This window comes from Roseivirga seohaensis subsp. aquiponti (assembly GCF_001267955.1).
Classification (GTDB): Bacteria; Bacteroidota; Bacteroidia; order Cytophagales; family Cyclobacteriaceae; genus Roseivirga; species Roseivirga seohaensis.
This window is the reverse complement of the sequence record NZ_JSVA01000004.1, coordinates 294267-316475: the sequence shown is the minus strand read 5'-3', so window position 1 is coordinate 316475 and position 22209 is coordinate 294267. Positions and strand designations below refer to the sequence as shown.

Sequence of the window (22209 nt, the reverse complement as noted above, 5' to 3'; positions counted from 1 at the left end):
GCTAATAGATTGAGTATTTCTTTTGAAGCCTTATTTGTGCTCTTTTGTTTTCTGGACTATTAATTTATATTTTGGAACATAAAATTATACTTAAGCTATAATGAAACTCCGATCTCAGGCATTCTCAATTTTTAGTTTCCTTCTGCTGGTTTTATTGACTGTTTCCTGTGGTACTTCAAAAGAGGTTACTGATGATAATGTCAAATCCTACATTACCCAAGTAGTCGATTCCGTTATGGTCGATCGACTTTCAACACTTCAACTATTAGACTACAATGTTGACACGAAAGAGTTTTTAGTAGGCGATCAACAAACCAATGAAGTATTGATCGTGAACGAAAACGGTGACTTGGTCTTGCAATTCAACCCCCATGTTGAAAGCCCCGCCTATGTTGGTGATTATGACTTCGGTTGGAGTTTTTACGGAAATGATGGATTGGTTTGTCACAGCCACTATTATTTATATCAGTTTGATAAAAAGGGAAACAAGCTTGCCAAAATACCCTACCCTGTAGAAGCAAGGTCGATTTGGTGGTTAGATAGAGACCCAACTATGGTGGACAGTTATACTATAAATGGCAGCACTGAAGTGCTTGCTTTTATCACTGAGCCTGCTGGGCCTCCTTACAACTCTCAAGCCTTTCAAGATTCGACAGTTATGCTTTACCGTATGAATTTTGAAACTGGAGAGGCCACTCCCGTAATGGAAAAACAGCCTGAAAGTGTATATCGGACTTTAGGGAAATTTGTAGACCGCGGCTTTCCTTATGTAACGAAAATGAAAAACGACCGCTTTGCTCAGGTCTATAGCATTGACTCCATGCTTTACATTTTTGATGTGGCGAATAACAGCTTAGTAAACGCGATCCCGCTTCCAAAGGCTTTTCAGCCTGAGTATGAAACGATTGAGTTTGGAGAAAAGGGAGAGCCAGATATATTTAGAATTAACTCCTATGTGGTCTCCACTGGTGATAACATCATGGTTTCGGTCATGGGAAAAGTTCCAGAGTCTATCATAAGAGAAATATATAAAAAGGTAGACATGCTGTCTGAATCGCAGGATTATAAGGATGCAGTAAAAAAGTACATTACGAATAACCATTTACTCTTTGACGAAAACCGCTTTTTGGGCGAGATGAAATGGACTGCCGGAAATGTGGGGTATCAAAAAATCAGTAGCCCCGATGGATATTTCTGGGTTCAGCGTAGGTATGATGACGAACGCGATTACCAGACTTTTTTGAAAGTAAAAATTGTAGAAGACTCTAATTCAGAAAAACCCTAACCTCAGATTTGTATGCTTAAGTATTTCAAAAACTCTCAACTCTTTTTGCTCACATGCTGCCTTATATCAATGATGGCTTGCAGTGGTAATGAAGAAAAATCAGAAAGTAAAATAGGAAGCTTCAAAGCTGAAATTGTTGACTCTTTGGTGATTGATAGACTTTCAGTCTTGGAGTTATTGGATTACCAAAGTAGTACGGGAGACCTTCTCTTTGCCGATACTCAATCAGGTGATTACTTGGTGATGGACAAAGACGGAGAGGTTCTTTCTTCTTTTAACCCTCATATAGAAGGGCCAAACTATATGGGTAATTCTAGTTATGGCTGGAGCTTCTATGGTAAAGACGAACTGGCCGCTTATGGTCACGCTTACTTTTATCGCTTTTCTAAAGCTGGTGAAATACTTGGGCGATATGAACCCCCAATAGAAGCGGGCGGGGGTATTATTCTAGATTTTAAGCCACAGCGCATAAAGGCTTTTGAAACCCAACGAGGCACAGAAGTACTGGCCATGATTTTGGACCTGACCAATAGAAACCGTAGAAGTCAGCAATATCAAGATACTATTGATGCTGTTTTTCGAATGAATTTTGAAACGGGTGAAACCACTACGGTTATGCATAAGGAACCTGACAATATTTACCGTACTGCTGGAGAGTACCTAGACTGGGGTTACCCGACTTTCACACTATTGGCTGGAAGCACCTTTGCTTTTACCCACCAAAGCGATAGTTACCTTTATATTTTTGATGCAGAGAAAAATGAGTACCTTAATAAAATTGCTATTCCAGCCGAGTTTTTGCCTAAGTATGAAGGGGTAGAATTTGGAAGTAAAGACGACCCTGAGCTGTTGAAGATAAACTCACACGTCTTTTCTGTAGGGAATAAAATTCTGCTCCTCAGTTTGGGGAAAATTCCTAACGCTGTAATGAAAGAGTTGCAACAGCTCCCTAGATGGTGGTACTCGCCTGAATTTGAGGCCGCCACGAGAAAATACATGACCACTGATTTTCTGCTGTTCGATCAAAAGCAGTTTTTAGGAAAAGTTGAATGGGATATTAACCTTAATGAGCCCATGCCAAAAGGCACAGAAAACGATTTTCTTTGGCTGAAACGCGCCTACAAAGATGAACGCGATTACCAGACCTTTTTAAAGGTGAAGATTGTGGAAAAATAATTTTCTAACTAAAAACAGAAACCTCTTCAATGGCTTTTTCCATGGCTTCTTTTTCTGAAAGCGTTTTTTCCGCAGACCAGCCAAAGTGATTTTGAAAATCTTTGAGGATAACCTCAAGGGTAGGTTTGATGCTGTGAATATCGAAATACAAACGGCCCGTTCTGCGGATATAGAAATCTTGAATTGAAAAGACCATTTCATTTTCTAGGCAATACCTCAATTCTGAACGAATCAATTTAAGGTGGAGTGCTTTGTTGTCAAAAGCATTCATGCCTTCAATAATTTTGTCTGTTGATTTTCCGTAATTGCTCACCAAATAACCCGCATAATACTTTTCGAGGCCAATGGCTTCTAGTTGTTCGCGGATCGATTTTCTGTATTTCTTTACTGCTTTGGCATTTTTAAAAGCGCCATTATCCAGATCAATATGAGTGGTTTTGGTTTCAACAATGGGCATGTCTTCTTCTTTGTGCAGTCTATCATACAAGCGATCAACCACCTTTTCAGCCATTTTTCTATAGCCCGTGAGCTTGCCGCCCGCAATAGAAATCAAGCCAGTTTCCGATTCGAAGATTTCATCTTTGCGCGAAATTTCTGATGCAGACTTTCCGTCTTCATGAATGAGTGGCCTTACTCCAGCCCAGCTCGATTCTACATCTTTGGCCTTTAGGTTCAACTTTGGAAAAGCATGGTTAGTCCCATTAATAAGGTAGTCTACATCGGCTTTGGTGGTCAAAATTTTATCCTTGTCGCCAAAGTAATCGGTGTCGGTAGTGCCTATATATGTGATTTTCCCTCGTGGAATGGCAAAGACCATTCGCTTGTCGGGGAAATCGAAATAAATGGCTTGCTTGAGCGGAAATTTACTGTGGGGCAACACAATGTGTACACCTTTGGTGAGGTGGAGGTGTTTGCTGGTTAAAGAATGGTTTTTCATTCTCAGTTCATCTACCCAAGGGCCAGCCGCACTGATGGTAGACTTGGCTCTAATCTCCATTTTTTCACCCGAAATAAAGTCCGTAGCAAAAACCCCAGCAACTTTTCCTTCCTTATAAATGAATTCATCGGCCTGCACATAATTAAGGCAATGGGCTCCAAACCTAGAGGCAGTTTTAATAATTTCAATCGTTAGGCGGGCATCATCGGTTCTGTATTCCGCATAAATGCCACCGCCTTCCACATTTTCTTCACTTAAAAGCGGTTCCTTCTCCAAGGTCTCTTCAATGTCCAACATTTTGCGTTGATCCACTTTTTCTACACCTGCCAAAACATCGTAGACCATTAAACCAATGCTGGTCATTAGCTTTCCGAAAGTGCCATCCTTAATGAGCGGAAGCAACATTTTTTCAGAAGTTACCAAGTTGGGAATGAGTTTATGGAGAGTGGCGCGCTCTCTGCCTACTTCACGCACGAGCGCAATTTCAAACTGCTTGAGGTAGCGCAAACCGCCATGAATCAGTTTGGTGGATTTACTGCTGGTACCCGAGGCGAAATCGTTCTTTTCAACTAAAACAGTTTTGAGCCCTCGCGAAGCGGCATCGAGCGCAATACCTGCCCCTGTAATGCCTCCACCAATGATCAATAGGTCATAGTGCTGCGCTTTTACAGTGTCTGTTAATGCTTTTCGGTTGGTAGAAGAGAGGATGTTCATAAGCTTAATTTTCTACCCAGTCCATAGATCTCTTCACCGCCTTTTGCCAAGTAGCATAAAGTTTTTCTCTTAGTTTGGCGTCCATTTCTGGCTCAAACTCATGCTCTATAATTCGGTTTTTGATGATGTCTTCTTGTTTCCAAAAACCCACTGAAATGCCAGCCAAGTAAGCTGCACCTTGCGCAGTGGATTCAATGACTTCTGGCCGTTCTACCCCAACGCCAAGAATATCGGCCTGAAATTGCATAAGGTAATTATTGGCCGCAGCGCCACCATCTACTTTCAGTTCCTTCAACTTTAAACCTGCATCTTTTTGCATGGCTTGTAAAATGTCACGGGTTTGAAAAGCCAGAGAGTCTAGCGTGGCCTTGATAATGTGTTCTTTTCCCGTATCACGAGAGAGTCCGAAAATGGCACCTCGAGCATACATGTCCCAATAAGGCGCGCCCAAACCCGCAAAGGCCGGCACCACCACCACTTCATGGCTGTCTTTTAGCTTTTCGGCAATGGCTTCGGAATCACTTGAATCTTCAATAATTTCAAGTCCATCGCGTAGCCATTGTACAGCTGCACCCGCTACAAAAACACTTCCTTCCAAAGCGTAGTATACTTTATCGTCAATGCCCCAAGCAATGGTGCTGAGCAAACCATTGTAAGAATGCTGAAGGTCTTCGCCCGTATTCATCAGCATAAAACAACCTGTGCCATAGGTGTTTTTTGCCATGCCGGGTTCAAAACAAGCTTGACCAAAAAGGGCGGCTTGTTGGTCGCCAGCAATGCCCGCGATAGGAATTTCTACTCCGTCAAGTTCATAAGTACCGAAATCCCCACAGCTTGGTCGGGCTTCTGGTAGCATGGATTTTGGAACGTCTAGCGCCTTTAAAAGCTTGTTGTCCCACTTCACGGTTTTGATATTGAAAAGTAAAGTGCGGGAAGCGTTGCTGTAATCGGTGGCGTGTACTTTTCTATTGGTCAGGTTCCAAACCAGCCAACTGTCAATGGTTCCGAAGAGTAAATCGCCAACTTCGGCACTTGCTTTTGCACCTTCTACATTGTCTAAAATCCATTTGATTTTGGTACCTGAAAAATAGGAGTCAATTACCAAACCTGTGTTCTCTCTAAGGTAGGCTTCAATGCCGCTGTGCTTTAGGTCTTCGCAAATGCTGGCGGTACGTTTGTCTTGCCAAACAATGGCGTTGTAAATGGGCTTTCCAGTGTTTTTATCCCAAACTACGGTGGTTTCACGTTGGTTGGTAATACCTATGGCCGCTACTTCTTCGCCATTGATTTTGTTCTTTTTAATGAGTTTAGAAAGGGTTTCCATTTGACTGGAAAGAATTTCCATAGCATCATGCTCTACCCATCCTGGTTTAGGGAAAATCTGAGAAAACTCTTGCTGCGCAATGTCAAGGATTTGCCCTTTTTGATCGAAAAGCACCGAACGAGAACTCGTGGTGCCTTGGTCTAATGCGATGATGTATTTCTTTTCGCCCATAATATTAGATGGATTTTGCTTTAACTGAAAAAATGATTTGACCTCCTATAATATTAGCGACTATTCAGCGGAAAGCCTAGAGCGGAAAACCAATTCTATTATTTGAAGAGAATGAACTTTTATTGCTGCTTCTGACCGTATATTTGACTCAAGTCTTTTTTACCTTTCCTGTTAAAGGCTCAATACTTAGCTTTACCGCGATGAATTGGTTACAACTTCTTTCTTTAGATACTCCTGATATTCAGCAAAACCAGACGAGAACGGTTTTCGATCGTGATTTTGATCGGATTATCTTTTCTCATCCGTTCCGGAAATTGCAGGACAAAACGCAGGTGCACCCCTTGCCAGAGCAGGATTTTGTCCACACCCGACTGACACACAGCTTGGAAGTGTCTAGCGTGGGCCGATCTTTAGGAAGGTTGGTAGGCAGTAAGCTGATTGAGAAGTATGATTTTCTTCAGAATAAAATAAGTGCACATGACATTGGCGCCATTGTAGCGGCTGCTTCTTTAGCGCACGATATTGGAAATCCACCTTTTGGGCATTCGGGTGAATCTTCTATTTCCGATTATTTTAAGAATGCAGAAGCAGAATTAAAACCTGAAGTAACCGAAGCCGAATGGGCCGACTTGATCAATTTTGAAGGAAATGCGCAAGGCTTTAGATTACTAAACCGACCGGGTTATCAGGGCTTGACATTGTCTTCGGCCACTTTAGCTGCCTTTACAAAATACCCTCGTCCTTCGCTGGTTGAAAAGCAAGACAAGGCCAGAAGAAGCCAGAAGAAATTTGGTTTTTACGATACAGAAAGAACCGTTTTTCAGGAATTGGGAAAAGAACTTGGTCTTGAGGTTTTAGGAACTGATCAGTACTGTCGTCATCCGCTGGCCTTTTTGGTAGAGGCTGCCGATGACATTTGCTACCATATTATAGATTTAGAAGACGGCTGTAATTTAGGCTTGGTCAGTTATGAGCAAACGGTGCAGCTATTGGCCAATGTGATTGGCGATAGGTTTCAGCCCCAAAAATTAGAGGCCATTCATAGCTTAAAGGAACGAATTGGAGTGCTTCGTGCTTTAGCTATAAACCAGTTAATTGGTGAGTGTGTAGATTTATTTATGAAGCATGAAGAGAAATTACTGACTTCTGAATTCGACATTTCTTTGGCGGATGAAATTCCTTCGAAAGCGGCTATGTCCGAAATTATTAGTGTTTCAGTAGAGAAAATTTACCGTAGCCGAGATGTAGTAGAAACCGAGGCCGCGGGTTATCGTGTATTGAATGGTTTGTTGGAAACCTTAGTGCCTGCAACTTTAGCAGGTTTTAAAAAGAACCTTTCTGCAAAAGACAAAACCTACTTTAGGTTATTGCCCACCGAAACTCAGGTTGAGGTGAAAGAAGCTTCTTCAGCATATTTGGCCTTAAGGGCCACGCTAGATTACGTGGCTGGAATGACCGATTCGAATGCTTTGAATTTGTACCGAAAAATTATGGGTATTTCCCTACCGGGAAGGTAGCCAAATTAACCTTTCTCTTTATAGGATAAAATGGTGAGAATCAATTTACTGAGAAGGGATTTCTATTACCTTTGTGATCTTTGAAAAAAATGTGGTCTAAACTTCCTCATATCGTACTGAAATACAGGCTCGCCCTGATGATTCTATTGCTCCTTTTTACGGTGTTCATGGGCTATATGGCGCGTGATGTAAAAATGGCATTTAACTTTAATACGGCTGTTCCAGAAACAGACGAAAACTATAAGTACTTCCAAGATTTTAAAAAGAATTTTGGGGAAGATGGAAACATCTTGGTGTTGGGTGTGAAAGATAGCAGTCTGTATGAGCTTGATAACTTCCTCAAGTATGAGGCACTGAACAAAAAATTACGAAGTGTGGAAGGTATCACTAACGTGATTTCATTGGCTACACTTCAGAATATCACCAAAAATCAAGACAACCGCAGTTTTGAGCTTACCCCTTTAATAAAGCAAAGCCCCACCTCTCAGGCAGAACTAGACTCCATAATGGCAGCGGCTTTGAACTTAAAGTTCTATAGCGGTCAGTTGATGAATGTTAAGAATGGTGCTACCCTGATTCTGATTACGATGGATCGGGAAGTGCTTAACTCTAAACTTAGGAATGATGTAGTGGGTGAAATTAAAGGCATTGGTAAAGCTTTTTCTGCCGATACAGGCATTGAGCTTCATTATTCGGGAATGCCGTTTGTTCGAACCATCATGCAAGAAATGACGGCCAAAGAGCTCAAGTTATTCATTGTGCTTTCTATTGCCATTACAGCCCTTATCCTCTTCCTCTTCTTTAGGTCGTGGACGGCTGTGGTTTTTCCGCTTATAGTTATTGGCGTAGTGGTAACTTGGGTAATGGGAACCCTCGGAATCCTTCAGTATAGTATCAATGTACTCACAGGTTTAATACCTTCAATCATCATTGTAATCGGTATTCCCAATTCAATTTACTTGCTGAATAAATACCATCAGGATTTTGCCAAACATGGTAATAAAATGAAGGCGCTTAGCCTCATGATCAGAAAAATTGGCTTGGTAACCTTCATCACCAATTTCACCACTGCCATTGGTTTCTTGGTTTTGGTTACTACCGATATTACCCTTTTGAAGGAATTCGGTTTAGTAGCTGGTATTAATATTTTAGCCACTTTTGTGGTAAGTATGGTGCTAATTCCAGGTATTTTCTCATACCTGCCTGCGCCAAAACCCGCTCAGCTGAAACATTTAGAGTTTAAGGTGCTTGGGCGTATGCTCACCTTACTCGACTTATTAGTACACAGACATCGCTATCGTGTTTTTGCAATTACTTTTGTGGTGGTTGGTGTTTCGCTTTATGGAGTTTCTAAACTCTATTCGGTGGCCTATATGGTCGATGATATTCCAGAAGAATCAAAACTTAAGCAAGACCTTTACTTTTTTGAAGAGAATTTTAACGGAGTAATGCCGCTTGAAATTATTGTGGACTTCGGAAAACCACGCTCGTCACTGAATGCTAGAAACTTGAGAAAAGTGGAACGTTTGGAAATCGGCCTCGATTCTATCGACTTTGTTTCTCAACCTATTTCAATTGTCAGTTTTGCCAAGGCCATTCGCCAAGCTTACTATAATGGCGATTCAAACCGATATAGCCTTCCGAGCCCAAGTGATAGGAATGCGATCCTGAATTATTTGAGCAATCAAAAGGATGAAGATGGATTGCTAAACAGCTTTGTGGATACCACAGGGCAAGTTCTTAGGGTTTCTTTAAAAACATGGGATTTAGGCTCTGTAAAAATGGACTCACTCATTACCCAGGTAGTGGAGCCAAGAATTAACGAAGTATTTGGTGAAGATGAAGATGTGCATACCAGTGTTACAGGTTCTACCTTGCTGTTTGTAAAGGGAAATAAATTCTTAATCGAAAACCTTCAAATGTCATTGTTATTGGCTTTCGCAATTATTGCGGTGATCATGGCCATTCTATTTGCAAACTTCAGAATGATTATCATTTCTATGGTGCCAAACTTAATCCCACTGATTTTAACCGCAGGAATCATGGGCTTTTTCGGAATACCATTAAAACCAAGCACGGCCTTAATTTTCAGTATTGCCTTTGGTATTTCTGTAGATGATTCAATACACTTCTTAGCCAAGTACCGCCAAGAATTGTTTGCCAATAAATTCTTTGTGCCTATCGCCATTAGTAACAGTATAAAAGAAACAGGCTCGAGTATGCTCTATACTTCTATAGTGCTATTCTTCGGTTTTGTAATTTTCGTGTTCTCCGATTTTGGAGGAACAGTAGCCTTGGGTTTACTTACTTCGTTAACCCTGTTGTTTGCCATGGTTACCAACCTTACCGTTTTGCCAGCTTTATTGATGGTTTTCGATAGTGGTAAACGAGATGTAAACGCTCATCCACTTATTGAGCACTATGAGTTTTATATTGAAGACGAAGACGAAGAAATTGATACTCAAAACCTATTGATTAAGAGTAACGACCCGTTTGTTGGTTCAACAGACAAAGACAATAAAGATTCCTAAAAGCCATTTTCGGCTTAGCCCATAAAACAAGGAGTAAAAGTGAAAAAGTACAACGAATACAAAAATCCGAATTATGCCCAAATAGGAGAACAAATGCTCCAATTCTGGAAAGAGAATGGCATATTCGAAAAGTCAGTAGACACCAGAGAAGGACAACCTTCTTTTACCTTTTATGAGGGACCGCCATCTGCTAACGGAACCCCAGGTATTCACCACGTAATGGCCAGAACTGTAAAGGATATTTTCTGCCGTTATAAAACGCAAAAAGGCTTTCAGGTAAAACGAAAAGGCGGTTGGGACACCCACGGTCTTCCTGTAGAACTTCAGGTAGAAAAGGAATTGGGCATTACCAAAGAAGACATCGGCAAAAAGATTTCGGTTGAAGAATACAACCAGAAATGTCGTGAGGCGGTAATGAAATTCAAAGATGAATGGGATGACCTTACCGAGAAAATGGGTTATTGGGTAGACCTCGACAACCCATACATTACTTTCGAAACCGATTATATTGAAACGCTTTGGTCGCTTTTAAAACGACTTTACGATAAAGGTTTACTTTACAAAGGCTACACCATTCAGCCTTATTCACCTGCGGCAGGTACAGGTTTGAGTTCGCACGAACTAAACCAACCAGGGACTTACCAAGATGTGAAAGACACATCGATGACGGCCATGTTTAAGGTAGAAGGTACCGAAAACGATTTCTTTTTGGCTTGGACCACAACGCCTTGGACATTGCCTGCCAATAACGGTTTGGCCGTTGGTGCTGGTATTGAATACGTAAAGGTGAAGACCTTCAACCAATACACTTTTGAGCCTATCAATGTGATTTTGGCGAAAGACCGTGTTTCTTCATATTTCAATGACAAAGCGAAAGACATTAAGCTTGAAGACTATAAAGCGGGCGATAAGCTAATTCCTTTTGAAGTGTTAGAAAGCTTTAAAGGCCGCGAGTTGGCAGGCAAAGGCTACGAGCAATTGATGCCTTATATTCCTTTAGAAAAGCCAGGCTGTACTGTGGTTGTTGGTGATTTTGTAACTACTGAAGACGGTACAGGTATCGTGCATATTTCAAAAACTTTTGGTGCAGACGATTACCGTGTTTCGGTAATGAATGACATGCCGGGCGTTTTCGTAAAAGACGAAGAAGGCAAAGATGTTCCGATTGTAGACAAGCAAGGAAAGTACGTGAAAGAGATCACGGATTTTGCTGGCATGTACGTAAAAAACGAATACTATTCAGATGAAGAGCGTCCTGAAAAATCGCTCGATGTTTTGATTTCGATCAAACTGAAAGAAGAGAACAGGGCTTTTAAAGTAGAAAAATACGAGCACTCTTATCCGCATTGCTGGAGAACCGACAAGCCGATTTTATACTATCCTCTAGATTCTTGGTTCATTAAAACTACGGCCTACAAAGAGCAACTTGTAGCGCTGAATAAAACAATCAACTGGAAACCCGCTTCAACAGGTGAGGGGCGCTTTGGCAACTGGTTAGAAAACTTGGTAGACTGGAACTTGAGCCGCTCGCGCTACTGGGGAACGCCATTGCCAATTTGGGTTTCGGAAGATAAAAAAGAGCAGAAATGCATCGGTTCATTGGCCGAGTTGAAAGCAGAGGTTGAGAAATCAATTGCGGCTGGCTTTATGACCGAAAGCATTGGTGAAGACTTCGATTTACATCGCCCTTATGTGGATGATGTGTACTTGGTGAGTGAAACAGGTCAGAAAATGACTCGTGAAGCTGACCTTATAGATGTTTGGTTCGATTCGGGTGCCATGCCTTACGCGCAATGGCACTATCCGTTTGAGAACAAAGAAATTTTCGAATCGAATTTTCCAGCAGATTTCATTGCTGAAGGCGTAGACCAAACGCGTGGTTGGTTTTTTACCCTTCATGCTTTGGCAGTAATGCTAGAAGATAAAGTGGCTTTCAAAAACGTAATCGCCAACGGTTTGGTGCTGGACAAGAACGGCAATAAAATGTCGAAAAGGTTGGGCAATGCCATTAACCCGTTTGAAACCATTAGCAACTTTGGCCCAGATGCCACACGTTGGTATATGATTTCAAATGCCAACCCTTGGGACAACCTCAAATTCAATATTGAAGGCGTAGGCGAAGTACAAAGAAGGTTCTTCGGAACACTTCAAAATACCTATGCTTTCTTTGCGCTGTATGCCAATTTAGATGGTTTCACTTTCGAGGATGCCGAAATTCCTTTGAACGAAAGGCCAGAAAGTGACCGTTGGATTTTATCTCGATTGAACAGTTTGATCAAAGAAGTAGACCAAGCCTATAACGATTACGAGCCAACCCGCGCTTCACGTGCAATCATGGATTTTGTGACCGATGAAGTGAGTAACTGGTACGTACGTTTGAACAGAAAACGTTTCTGGAAAGGCGATTACGATCAAGGTAAAAAAGCGGCTTACCAAACTTTGTACACATGCTTAGTAAGTGTGGCTAAATTGGCGGCTCCAGTGGCTCCGTTCTATATGGATCGCTTATATCAAGATTTGAATGCGGTTTCTGGCAAAGAGAACTTTGAGTCGGTTCACTTGAGCAATTTCCCTGAAGCGAATGAAGCATTCATTAATAAAGATTTGGAGGCTCAAATGATTTTGGCGCAAACCATTTCTTCATTAACACACTCTATTCGTAAGAAGGAAAAAATCAAAGTGCGTCAGCCTTTGACCAAAGTGATGGTGCCTGTTTTGGATGAAAAAACTAAGCAATACATTGAGGCGGTTCAGGATTTGATCATGACCGAGGTAAATGTAAAAGCGGTAGAATATATTGATGATGCTTCGGGCATTTTGGTGAAGAAAGTAAAACCGAACTTCCGCACCTTGGGTAAAAAATTCGGTCCTCAAATGAAGTTGGTGGCTGCAGCCATTGGGCAATGGACGAAAGCTGAAATTGCCGAAATCGAAAAGAACGGATCGATCAATATTTCGCTTGAAGGCGAACCAGCCTCGCTTTTGTTAGAAGATGTTGAAATCTCTAGCGAAGACATTCCTGGCTGGTCAGTCGCTTCTGAAGGCAAGGTAACTGTGGCGCTAGACATTTCGATTACAGATGAGCTTCGTGCCGAAGGTATTGCCCGTGATTTCGTAAACCGAATTCAGAATTTGCGAAAAGACATGGGGCTTGATGTGCAGGATAAAATCAACATTCAAGTAGCCAAAAACGATGCTTTGATCAACGATGCTTTAACAGCCAATGCAACTTACGTTTGTGAAGAAACACAGGCTTTGAGTTTAACCATTGTGGACTCGCTTTCAGAGGTACAAAGTGTTGAAATTGACGAGTGGACGCTTGAAGTGAAAATAGCAGTAGGCTAATGGCTGCGCAGTTCAGGCACTATAAATACTATCTCCTCACTTTGGCGGTAATCGCCATAGACCAGACGGTAAAACTTCTGGTACATTTTAAAATGGTTTTCGGCCAAAATGGGGAGATCAAAGTATTTGGTGACTGGTTTAAGCTGCATTATATCTTAAACGAAGGCATGGCTTTTGGCCTTCGGTTTGGTTCTGAATGGGGAAAACTTGGGCTTACAGTTTTCCGAATGGTTGCCATGACATTTATTGCCATTTACCTATACAAATTCGCTAAGAGAAACCTTCACCCCGGCTTACTTTGGACCATTGCCCTCATTTTAGGGGGCGCTATGGGCAATGTAATCGACAGTATTTTTTACGGAGTTTATTTAAATAACGCCCCTTACGATGCCGTTACTCCTTGGTTTCATGGCAAAGTAGTAGACATGTTCTACCTCGATGTTTGGGAGGGATATATTGCAGATTGGGTTCCATTTTGGGGAGGGAAGTATATTGCGCTTTGGCCTATTTTTAATGTAGCCGATGTCTGTATTTTCTTAGGGATTGCCTTGCTTTTAGTTTTTCAGAAGCGGTTTTTTGGAAGAACTGAATTACCCAATGCGGCAAGCTAGATAGAGGCTCTACAACAAAACCACATCATTCACGATAGGGCTTCCAAATTCTTTGGCCAGCAAAACCAAAATCTTGTTTTTGGACATGTTGAGTTCGTGGCGTAATGGGGCAGAAGTGAGGTGAACATAAAGTTTCTTGTCCTTAATGTAAATTTTGCTCGTGCGTTTGGCTATGGCCACGCCCATTACTTGTTCCCAAGAATTGATCAGGTTGGTTTCGTGAAATTTCTGCTCAATATTGAATGACTTCAACATTTCTTTCACCGCATCGCCAATGCTTTCTGGTTGTCCTTTTCTATTGTTGGGGTAAGGTCTTTTGTTCACAATTATTTCTTTCGAATTGTAAAAGTAAGGATTTGGCAGGGGCGTTTTTGATTAAGCACAGGATTTACTTATCAAGACAGTTATCCACAATTGAACGTCAACCCTCTTCGCTATAAACGAATAAATCGGAGGCTTACTTATTTCTTTATAACTATTAATTCTTTCGAACCCTTCTCTAAAGAGTTGAATTCATCAAAGTGCATATGATGTCCATTAGGAACTCCATCTTGGGCAAGATTTAAAAAGTGATTAGCCAGAGAAATTAATCCATCCTTGTTAGCCTGGATAATTATTTCACCGTTCTCAACCTTAGTTTGTATTTCAAAATTGTCTTCCCAAATGTAGGTTATACCACACTCAGCTTTATAGTCTGGGATCTGTATTTTTATTTCCATTTGATAAATTTATTTGCTCATATAAAGATAACCCTGAACCCTAGGTTGTCAGTCTATTGATATGAACAATTTTAAGAGAATATTTTTCTGATTTTTCAGCGTAGAATTCGAAAGAGGATCAAGAAAACTCATCATAAACGAATAAATCGGAGGCAATCTTATCGGCCAAAAGCTTTCCGTTATTGGTAAGCGTAATGCAGCCATCTTCTACCTGAATCATGCCTTTGTAGTCAATCCGCATGAGGTAATCTTCGTGCATTTTCAATAAATCAACTTTGTGCTTTTGTTTCAGCCATTCCGTATCACAACCCCATTTGGTTCTTAGGCTGGTAAGAATATACTCGTTGATTTGGTCTTCTTTAGTCAGAATAATTTTTTCGAAAGGAATAATGCCATCATTAATTCCCTTGATGTATTTGGCGTTGTTCGAAACATTGGCTTGCTTAAAGTGCCCATTGAATGAATGTGCCGAAGGGCCAATACCCAAATATTTTTCCTGCTTCCAATAATTGCCGTTGTGCTTCGATTCGTAACCGGGCTGGGCAAAATTTGAAATTTCGTATTGTTCAAAGCCGTAGCGGGCCAAAGTTTCAGTCAGTATTTCAAATTGCTGTGCGGCATATTCTTCTTCTACATCTTTCATTTTTCCTTTCGAAACCAAATGACCGAAGGCAGTTTTAGGTTCTATGGTCAGGCAATAAGAAGAAATGTGTTCAGGTCGCATGTGGATTACTTTCATTAAATCCCTTTCCCAAATGTCATGATTGTGATGCGGCAAGGCGTAAATCAAATCCACAGAGATGTTTTCAAAACCAGCCTTACGCGCATTATAGAAGCACATTTCTGCCTGTTCGGCTGTATGTTGGCGGTTCATCCATTTTAAATGCGGCTCATGAAAAGATTGAATTCCCATACTCAATCGATTTATGCCAGAAGCATAGAGCGATTTCAGCTGGTCGCCATCAAGGTCGTCTGGATTGGCTTCGAGCGTAATTTCAGGGTTGCTGGCCAAATTAAAGGTATGCTGAATCTGTTTCATGATTCGCTTCAGCTGATCTTCACTCATTAATGATGGAGTACCGCCTCCAAAATAGATGGTGTTTATCGCTTCACCATTCAAATAATCAGCTTGCATTTCCAGTTCTTTACAAATAGCATTCACCATGCAGTCCATTTGCCCAAGCGATTGGGTGAAATGGAAATCGCAATAATGACAAGCCTTTTTGCAAAAGGGAATATGAATATATAATCCGGCCAAAGAATCGTTAATTTGAAGCTTAAATTCGCAGAATGCCCAAGATATACTTAAAGTATATTTATTGCTTATTCCTTTATGGTTTTTTATGCCTTTCTGTTCAGGCGCAGGAAAAGTATGTGCTTACGATTGAAGTGGCAGAACAAGAAAGTGCTGTGCTTAAGAGGTATAATTTTCCTAAAGAACATACAGATTCTTTAAGCGCCCAGCGGGCTGTGCATAACTTGGTGCGGGCTTTACATTCCGATGGATATTTGCTGGCTTATGTTACTTCCCATACCAGTTCTTCGCAGCAGGTTAGCTATAAAATATCTATTGGCGAAAAGTTTACTTGGATGAAACTTTCGCCAGGAAATGTGGAAAATTCGCTTTTGCGAAGGAGTGGATATAAGCAGAGCCAATTCGATGAAAAGCCGTTTCGTTTTAATCAAGTAGCACGAATGGAGAAATCGCTTTTGTCTTTTGCCGAAAGAAACGGTTACCCCTTTGCAAGCTTAAAATTAGATTCGCTTAGAATAGAAGAAAACCAAATTGGTGCTTCGTTGAACTTAGATTTAGGACCCCTCATTCTTTTCGATAGCTTAGATATAAAAAGTGACTTTACACTCAAAGCCCGTTTTTTAGGAAATTACTTGGGCATTGTTCAAGGCAATCCTTACGATCAGAGAAAGATTGATTATTTGGGTCAGCGTTTGCGCAATTTGCCTTACCTAAGGCTGAGTGAAGCGTCCACTTTAACTTTTCAGAATTCTGAAGCTACTGTACATTTGAAGGTTGAAAAACGGCCTGTAAACCAAATAGATGGAATTATAGGTTTCCTACCTAATTCTAATCGATCAGATGGGCTGCTGATTACTGGGCAGGTAGATATTGATTTGTTGAACCCTTTTGGGTCTGGGAAGCAGATTGGTTTGCACTGGCAAAAACTGAGTGAAGAAACTCAGAATCTCAATCTGCAATATGCACACCCCAACGTACTGGGCAGCCCGCTAAACTTTGATTTTGCATTGGATTTTCTTAAACAAGACACCTTGTTCACTAAGCGTATATTCGACCTGAAAATTGGTTATAACCTTGGCGGAAATAGCTTTCTAAATGCTTTTTCGAGCAGCGAAGGCACTGACCTGATTGGTACGCCAAAAATTACAAACAATGAACTTCCAGTTTTGATCGATTTTGACCTTACTTCTTACGGAATGGGCTTTGAATGGAACAACTTCGATGATCCGTTTTTGATCTCAAAAGGCACTGGGATTAGTCTGGAGGCTTCTACCGGAAATAAGAAAATTAGCCGAAATGTTGGCTTACCCGCAGAAGTATATGATGGCGTTGATCTTAAAACTCTTCAATACACCTTTCGACTTAACTTTCAGAATTACTTAAGACTGAAAAATAACTTTGTTTTGGTGAACAAGCTGAGCGGAGGGCTAAAGGCCAACGACCAACTTTTTAGAAATGATGCTTTTAGGTTGGGAGGCCTCAAAACGGTTAGAGGTTTTAATGAGAACTTCTTTTTTGCCACAAAATATGCATTAGCTACATTAGAAGGTAGGTTGTTATTTGACGAAAGTTCATATTTGTTGCTGTTTTCAGACTTGGCTTATATACGAGGAGAATTTAAAACCTCTCCAACATCAGATTGGGCTTTGGGTTTGGGAGCAGGTTTGAGTTTTACCACTTCTTCGGGTATTTTTAATTTTATTTATGCTTTAGGAAGTTCGCAAAACACGGGCAGTTTTAATTTCAATCAATCTAAAATACACTTTGGTTACACAACCAGGTTTTAACGCATGATCTATACGCAATTGGTTAGGGCAGAAGGCAGAGATGCATTTATTGTTATTGCAATTATTTTGCTTTGTACCTATGCCGTATCCAGAGCGGTTTTCCCCAAAGTATTTTCGGGTATTATTGCCCCAAATAAACTCTTTGGATTTAGGGTGAGAGAAGATTTGGGCAGCAACCTGAGGCCATTCAGTTCGGAACACCTGTACTTTACAGCCTTAAGTTCGCTGTCACTTTCCTTTGTAATTTTATTTATTGCCAATGGTCTTTGGAAGGAAAATAGCCTGCCTGAAATATTTGTTGTCGATCATTTTGGACTCGCGATTATTCAATGGCTGGGCCTTTTTGTAGTACTTAATGTATTGGTGTATGTTAAGTTTCTGTTGATTTTAGGTTTCGGATTATTATTTGATTTACGCGGATCTATCGCTCGTCATTTTGTAGATATGGTGAATGCTTCGCTGGTGTTTTTTCTGATAGTCCTTCTTTTTTTAGCCCTAGTAAGCTTTTCTTCAATCGTATTTCCAGAACGTTTGATTCAATTTACATTGGCTGCAATGGTTATCTTTTTCTATTATCGGGGGTTTTTAATATACATGAGAATGCTCAACGAAAGGCCTCATAGCAAGTTGTTTATATTTTCGTACATTTGCGCCACAGAACTGACCCCACTCACCATTGGGCTGGTTCTAATAATCAATAGCCAAATCTAGAAGAAGAAGTAGGGAACTTATGTCTAATAGTACACAGGAGGATAGGCTTAAACAAGTAAAGAGCATCCTAGTATCTCAACCAAAGCCATCTGATGACAAATCACCTTATTACGTTTTAGCGGATAAGTATAACATCAAGATTGATTTTAGACCTTTTATTCAGGTTGATCCAATTAATGTTAAGGATTTCAGAAAGCAGAAGGTAGATATACTAAAGCACACAGCCGTAATTTTCACAAGCAGAAATGCCGTTGATCATTTTTTCAGGCTTTGTAAAGAACTTAAGGTAGAAGTACCAGCTGACATGAAATATTTCTGTATTTCAGAACAAACAGCTAATTACCTTCAAAAATATATTGTAGTTAGAAAAAGGAAGATTTTTACTGGGTCTCGAACAGCTCAAGATCTGATTGAGATTCTTAAAAAACACAAAAACGAAAAATATATTTTTCCTTGCTCCAATATTCGTAAGGAAGACATCCCTGTGTTTTTAGAAGAAAACAACTATCATTTCACAGAAGCCATTATTTACGAAACGGTAGCAAGCGACCTTTCAGATTTGGACGATGTGCTGTACGATATTATAGCGTTTTACAGTCCTAGTGGAATAAATTCGTTGTTTGTAAACTTTCCTGATTTTAAGCAAAACGATACCAGAATAGCTGTTTTTGGCCCAACAACTGCTCAAGCATCAAGAGATGCCGGTTTAATTATTGACATTGAGGCACCTTTGCCGAATGCTCCTTCAATGACTGGCGCTTTAGAGCTTTACATAAAAAAGGCAAATAACATAGATTGATTTATTGTTAACTCTAAGGGAAGAATCCAGTTATCTTGTAATATATTCGAGCCGAATGAATAATTCGGCTAAATTTGTCGTTACGAGATTATGAATAGAACTTTTAGTTTGTCATTGGTTCTTTTACTGGCTGCCGTTTTTCAGGTAAAAGCTCAGCAAGACGCTCAGTTTACCCAGTACATGTTCAATCAATTATATTATAACCCTGCCTTTGCTGGGTCATCTGATGGAACCACTTTAACCGCAATCCATCGCTCCCAATGGTTTGGTTATGATGGCACTGTAAACCAAGGCGGAGCCCCAAGCACACAATTAATAAGCTATAATTCAAGGTTGCCTCAAATAAAATCAGGGCTTGGAATATATTTAAGTAACGACAAACTGGGTCCCACCAATAACCTACAAGTACAAACCTCGCTATCCAGAAATTTGAACTTACCCAATGGTGGAATACTTACAGTAGGAATAAATTTAGGTTTATTTTCAAGCTCCATTGATTATGATAAGATAGTGGTAGTAGACCCCTCTGACCCCATTTTTAATGCATCCGGAAAAGAAGGTCAAATGAGACCAGACTTAGGAGTAGGGCTGGTATACAGAAAAGGAAATTTTTTTGGTGGTTTGAGTACAAATCACTTACTTCAACCGAAATTTGACTTTGGAGAAAGTCAAACTTCCAATCAATTAAATCGACATTACTATTTGACAGCGGGTTATGATTACTCATTTACCCCTCAAATAACTATCACACCAACTGTTTTATTAAAATCGGTAAGTTTGAATACTTACAATGTAGAAGTGAGCGTTATTGGCGAGTACAATAACAATCTCAGAGCTGGTTTGGCTTACAGACAATCAGAGTCGGCCTCTCTAATAGTTGGATATAAGATTTTAAGTGATCGTTCTTTAACATTGGCTTATGCTTTTGATTTTGTTGTAGGAAATCAGAGTAGCAAAAAGCCGACATCACAGGAGTTAATGTTAATTTATAACTTTAAGTCTACTCCAAAGATTGGAGGACAAAGAATTATAAGAACTCCAAGGTTTAGGTACTAACAAACGTTTTGCCTAAGTTATGATTTCGATAATTTTCGATCACAGGCTGGATTAATGAATAGAAAATACTATTTTTCGCGCTTTATTTAGTTGATTGGCAATAACATGCGCTAATGGTCAGTTAAGTAAAAACAAGAATTAGCTATCAATGAGGAGAATATACGCTGGGTTTGCGATTTTAATGGTTGTCTCTTTATCTACGGGTTGCTCTATGTTTAAGGGCTTTCTCGGTGGTGGAGGCATGAGTAAGGTAGAGAAACTTAATGCTGAAGGGCAATTAATGGGGGTGCCTGACCGAGAAGGTTGGTACCAAGAAACACCTTACGGTATGGTTCAGATTCCTGGAGGAACATTTTTCATGGGCCAAGCAGATGAAGATGTTGCTGCATCTCAAATCAACTTTAACCGCCAAATTACCGTCAGTTCCTTTCTGATGGACTCGGAAGAAATTACAAATAATGAGTATCGTCAATTTTTGAACTTTATCGATACCATTTCTCAAGACCCTAACGAACAATACTGGACACAGCAAGTAAAGCAAGATGTAACGCCAAACCCAGATGTTTGGGATACGGAGTTTGCATATCATATGGGCGATAAAATGACCCAATACTACTTCAGTCATCAAGCATTTGATGATTACCCTGTTGTTGGAATTAGCTGGGAATCTGCCGCTAAATTTGCTGAATGGAGAACCGAACACTTGAACATAGGTCGTGAAGACGATTACTTTGGCACAGGTGGCGGTGGCCTTTTTGGAGGTAAAAAGAATAAAAATGCTGATCCTGCTGGGGTTCAAGGCTTAGGCGGCCCAGGTCAGTTAGGTGCGCAGCCTCAAGCGGGGCAAGGCCAAGGAAATCAAACAAATACTACATTTAAGAGTACACTTCCAGTTGAAGCACGTTATCCAAACTTTAGGTTACCCACTGAAGCGGAATGGGAATATGCAGCTAGAGGTGGTCGTGAAATCATTAAGTATCCTTGGGGTGGGCCATATACAAAAAATAAAAGTGGCTGTTTCTTAGCCAACTTCAAGCCTGGTCGTGGTAATTACGATGATGATGGTTATCCATACACGGCTCCAGTAAACTCGTTCCTTCCAAATGGTTTCAACCTATATAATATGGCAGGAAACGTAGCCGAATGGTGTTTAGATGATTTTTCACCTATCTACAACCCATTGGTTTGGGATTTGAACCCAATATTCCTTTATAAAGACAACGAAACAAGTAATCCTCATTACGGCAAAAAAGTAGTAAGAGGTGGTGCTTGGAATGATATTTCATATTACCTGCAAACAGGAACGCGTACCTACGAATACAAAGATGTTGAGTCGGCCAGTATTGGCTTTAGATGCGCAATGGATTACCTAGGCCGTGCGGGCGATGACTTCGGAATGAACAACTAACCAAATTTAAACCAAATAACTTCAACCTTATTTAATACACATATGGCTAACAAATCATTTTCAGAGAAATTTTATGGCGATATTATGCCAAAGATTTATGGGCTCGGAGCCGCGGTAGTAATCGTGGGAGCAATGTTTAAGCTAGAGGGCTGGGCAGGTGCAACTCCAATGCTAATTACAGGTTTGAGCGTAGAAGCATTGATTTTTGCTTTCAGTGCTTTCGAACCAAAATCAACAGATTACACTAAAAAATTATATGAGGCAAACGCTGCTGGAGTAAGCCCAAGCCAAGAAAACAGTAAAGACGAGGTGAGCCTCGGTAAAATCTTGAAAGAAGCTGCCGTAAGTAAAGAAAGTTTGAAACAATTCGGAGAAGGAATGACCGCCCTTGCCGCTAATGCGAAAAACATGTCTGACATGTCGAATGCTGTTTCTGCTACTAACGCTTATGCAGATAGCGCTAAGAAAGCTTCTGAAAGCTTAGGTAAAATTAACCAGAGCACAACTGCTACGGCAACTGCTATGGCTCAAATGGCCGATGCAGCAAAAGGAGCTGGCGAAATTCAAGCACAACTAAAAAATTCTGCTGGTTCATACCAAGCACAACTTCAAAATGCATCTGTTCAATTAGATGCTTTGAACAAGGTTTACAAAGAAGAATTGAACGATTCACAAGCACATGTGAAGGCAATCAAAACCTTCTATGCAAATATTGATACTGCCTTAGCGGGTGTTTCTGCCGCAACTAAAGAAGCAGAAGAGTTTAAAGCTCAAATGGGCAAGTTGAATACCAATGTGAATTCACTTAACAAAGTGTATGGCGCAATGTTGTCAGCAATGAAATCATCAAACTAAACTGATCT

The 22209-nt window shown here is 40.5% G+C and carries 17 protein-coding genes; 12 read left to right on the top strand and 5 right to left on the bottom strand.

Translation table 11 applies throughout. The features are described from left to right. Positions 1 to 100 precede the first annotated feature (100 nt). Both OB69_RS03785 and OB69_RS03780 read left to right on the top strand, forming a co-directional pair. Positions 101 to 1285, top strand: coding sequence for a hypothetical protein (locus OB69_RS03785; RefSeq protein WP_053222353.1), 1185 nt, complete (start codon positions 101 to 103; stop codon positions 1283 to 1285). A gap of 12 nt (positions 1286 to 1297) precedes the next feature. Next, a complete protein-coding gene (locus tag OB69_RS03780) occupies positions 1298 to 2461 on the top strand; it encodes a hypothetical protein (protein WP_157608480.1) in 1164 nt (387 codons plus the stop codon). Between the two features lie 4 nt (positions 2462 to 2465). On the opposite strand, the gene OB69_RS03775 is transcribed toward OB69_RS03780, so the two are convergent. Beyond that, entirely contained in the window at positions 2466 to 4112 is a 1647-nt protein-coding gene (locus tag OB69_RS03775) for a glycerol-3-phosphate dehydrogenase/oxidase (protein WP_053222351.1), read from the bottom strand. 4 nt (positions 4113 to 4116) lie between these two features. Beyond that, positions 4117 to 5607, bottom strand: coding sequence for a glycerol kinase GlpK (glpK, locus tag OB69_RS03770; RefSeq protein ID WP_053222350.1), 1491 nt, complete (start codon positions 5605 to 5607; stop codon positions 4117 to 4119). 200 nt (positions 5608 to 5807) lie between these two features. Between glpK and OB69_RS03765 the strand changes: the two genes are divergently transcribed. The 4 genes from OB69_RS03765 to OB69_RS03750 all read left to right on the top strand — a co-directional run bounded on the left by OB69_RS03765 (position 5808) and on the right by OB69_RS03750 (position 13611). Beyond that, complete coding sequence (locus tag OB69_RS03765; protein ID WP_053222349.1) at positions 5808 to 7124, top strand: deoxyguanosinetriphosphate triphosphohydrolase; 1317 nt, start codon at positions 5808 to 5810, stop codon at positions 7122 to 7124. An 89-nt stretch (positions 7125 to 7213) separates the two neighbouring features. Next, positions 7214 to 9655, top strand: coding sequence for an efflux RND transporter permease subunit (locus OB69_RS03760; RefSeq protein WP_053222348.1), 2442 nt, complete (start codon positions 7214 to 7216; stop codon positions 9653 to 9655). 39 nt (positions 9656 to 9694) lie between these two features. Continuing rightward, positions 9695 to 13000 carry an isoleucine--tRNA ligase gene (gene ileS, locus OB69_RS03755; RefSeq protein WP_053222347.1) on the top strand — a complete coding sequence of 1102 codons (3306 nt, stop codon included), beginning with the start codon at positions 9695 to 9697 and terminating at the stop codon, positions 12998 to 13000. Next, positions 13000 to 13611, top strand: a complete 612-nt coding sequence (locus tag OB69_RS03750) for a lipoprotein signal peptidase (RefSeq protein WP_053222346.1) — start codon at positions 13000 to 13002, stop codon at positions 13609 to 13611. The genes ileS and OB69_RS03750 overlap by 1 nt, the downstream gene beginning before the upstream one ends. A 9-nt stretch (positions 13612 to 13620) precedes the next feature. Here OB69_RS03750 and OB69_RS03745 read toward each other — a convergent pair whose 3' ends face one another. The 3 genes from OB69_RS03745 to hemW form a co-directional block, all read right to left on the bottom strand. Continuing rightward, positions 13621 to 13935 carry a DUF721 domain-containing protein gene (locus tag OB69_RS03745; RefSeq protein WP_053222345.1) on the bottom strand — a complete coding sequence of 105 codons (315 nt, stop codon included), beginning with the start codon at positions 13933 to 13935 and terminating at the stop codon, positions 13621 to 13623. 137 nt (positions 13936 to 14072) lie between these two features. Next, positions 14073 to 14330: an Imm32 family immunity protein gene (locus tag OB69_RS03740; protein ID WP_053222344.1), complete on the bottom strand. Its 258-nt coding sequence runs from the start codon at positions 14328 to 14330 to the stop codon at positions 14073 to 14075. Between the two features lie 118 nt (positions 14331 to 14448). After that, a complete protein-coding gene (hemW, locus tag OB69_RS03735) occupies positions 14449 to 15588 on the bottom strand; it encodes a radical SAM family heme chaperone HemW (RefSeq protein ID WP_053222343.1) in 1140 nt (379 codons plus the stop codon). A gap of 32 nt (positions 15589 to 15620) precedes the next feature. Here hemW and OB69_RS03730 point away from each other — a divergent pair, with 32 nt between their 5' ends. From OB69_RS03730 to porL, 6 genes are all read left to right on the top strand, one after another. Beyond that, positions 15621 to 17372, top strand: coding sequence for a BamA/TamA family outer membrane protein (locus OB69_RS03730; RefSeq protein ID WP_053222342.1), 1752 nt, complete (start codon positions 15621 to 15623; stop codon positions 17370 to 17372). A 3-nt stretch (positions 17373 to 17375) separates the two neighbouring features. Further along, positions 17376 to 18083, top strand: a complete 708-nt coding sequence (locus tag OB69_RS03725) for a DUF4271 domain-containing protein (RefSeq protein WP_053222341.1) — start codon at positions 17376 to 17378, stop codon at positions 18081 to 18083. 19 nt (positions 18084 to 18102) lie between these two features. Further along, complete coding sequence (locus OB69_RS03720; RefSeq protein WP_053222340.1) at positions 18103 to 18882, top strand: uroporphyrinogen-III synthase; 780 nt, start codon at positions 18103 to 18105, stop codon at positions 18880 to 18882. A gap of 90 nt (positions 18883 to 18972) precedes the next feature. Further along, on the top strand, positions 18973 to 19938 hold the full coding sequence (locus OB69_RS03715; protein WP_053222339.1) for a PorP/SprF family type IX secretion system membrane protein: 966 nt from the start codon (positions 18973 to 18975) through the stop codon (positions 19936 to 19938). A gap of 148 nt (positions 19939 to 20086) precedes the next feature. After that, entirely contained in the window at positions 20087 to 21346 is a 1260-nt protein-coding gene (locus OB69_RS03710) for an SUMF1/EgtB/PvdO family nonheme iron enzyme (protein WP_053222338.1), read from the top strand. Between the two features lie 42 nt (positions 21347 to 21388). Next, entirely contained in the window at positions 21389 to 22201 is an 813-nt protein-coding gene (gene porL, locus OB69_RS03705) for a type IX secretion system motor protein PorL/GldL (RefSeq protein ID WP_053222337.1), read from the top strand. Positions 22202 to 22209 lie beyond the last annotated feature (8 nt).

What these genes read in the sequence shown, in the direction of transcription:
- OB69_RS03715 (WP_053222339.1), top strand. Translation starts at nt 18,973, where the DNA reads ATGAATAGAACTTTTAGTTTGTCATTGGTTCTTTTACTGGCTGCCGTT.
- OB69_RS03765 (WP_053222349.1), top strand. Translation starts at nt 5,808, where the DNA reads ATGAATTGGTTACAACTTCTTTCTTTAGATACTCCTGATATTCAGCAA.
- OB69_RS03725 (WP_053222341.1), top strand. Translation starts at nt 17,376, where the DNA reads ATGATCTATACGCAATTGGTTAGGGCAGAAGGCAGAGATGCATTTATT.
- OB69_RS03785 (WP_053222353.1), top strand. Translation starts at nt 101, where the DNA reads ATGAAACTCCGATCTCAGGCATTCTCAATTTTTAGTTTCCTTCTGCTG.
- OB69_RS03730 (WP_053222342.1), top strand. Translation starts at nt 15,621, where the DNA reads ATGCCCAAGATATACTTAAAGTATATTTATTGCTTATTCCTTTATGGT.
- OB69_RS03720 (WP_053222340.1), top strand. Translation starts at nt 18,103, where the DNA reads ATGTCTAATAGTACACAGGAGGATAGGCTTAAACAAGTAAAGAGCATC.
- OB69_RS03780 (WP_157608480.1), top strand. Translation starts at nt 1,298, where the DNA reads ATGCTTAAGTATTTCAAAAACTCTCAACTCTTTTTGCTCACATGCTGC.
- glpK (WP_053222350.1), bottom strand. Translation starts at nt 5,607, where the DNA reads ATGGGCGAAAAGAAATACATCATCGCATTAGACCAAGGCACCACGAGT.
- OB69_RS03760 (WP_053222348.1), top strand. Translation starts at nt 7,214, where the DNA reads ATGTGGTCTAAACTTCCTCATATCGTACTGAAATACAGGCTCGCCCTG.
- OB69_RS03710 (WP_053222338.1), top strand. Translation starts at nt 20,087, where the DNA reads ATGAGGAGAATATACGCTGGGTTTGCGATTTTAATGGTTGTCTCTTTA.
- OB69_RS03740 (WP_053222344.1), bottom strand. Translation starts at nt 14,330, where the DNA reads ATGGAAATAAAAATACAGATCCCAGACTATAAAGCTGAGTGTGGTATA.
- OB69_RS03750 (WP_053222346.1), top strand. Translation starts at nt 13,000, where the DNA reads ATGGCTGCGCAGTTCAGGCACTATAAATACTATCTCCTCACTTTGGCG.
- porL (WP_053222337.1), top strand. Translation starts at nt 21,389, where the DNA reads ATGGCTAACAAATCATTTTCAGAGAAATTTTATGGCGATATTATGCCA.
- OB69_RS03775 (WP_053222351.1), bottom strand. Translation starts at nt 4,112, where the DNA reads ATGAACATCCTCTCTTCTACCAACCGAAAAGCATTAACAGACACTGTA.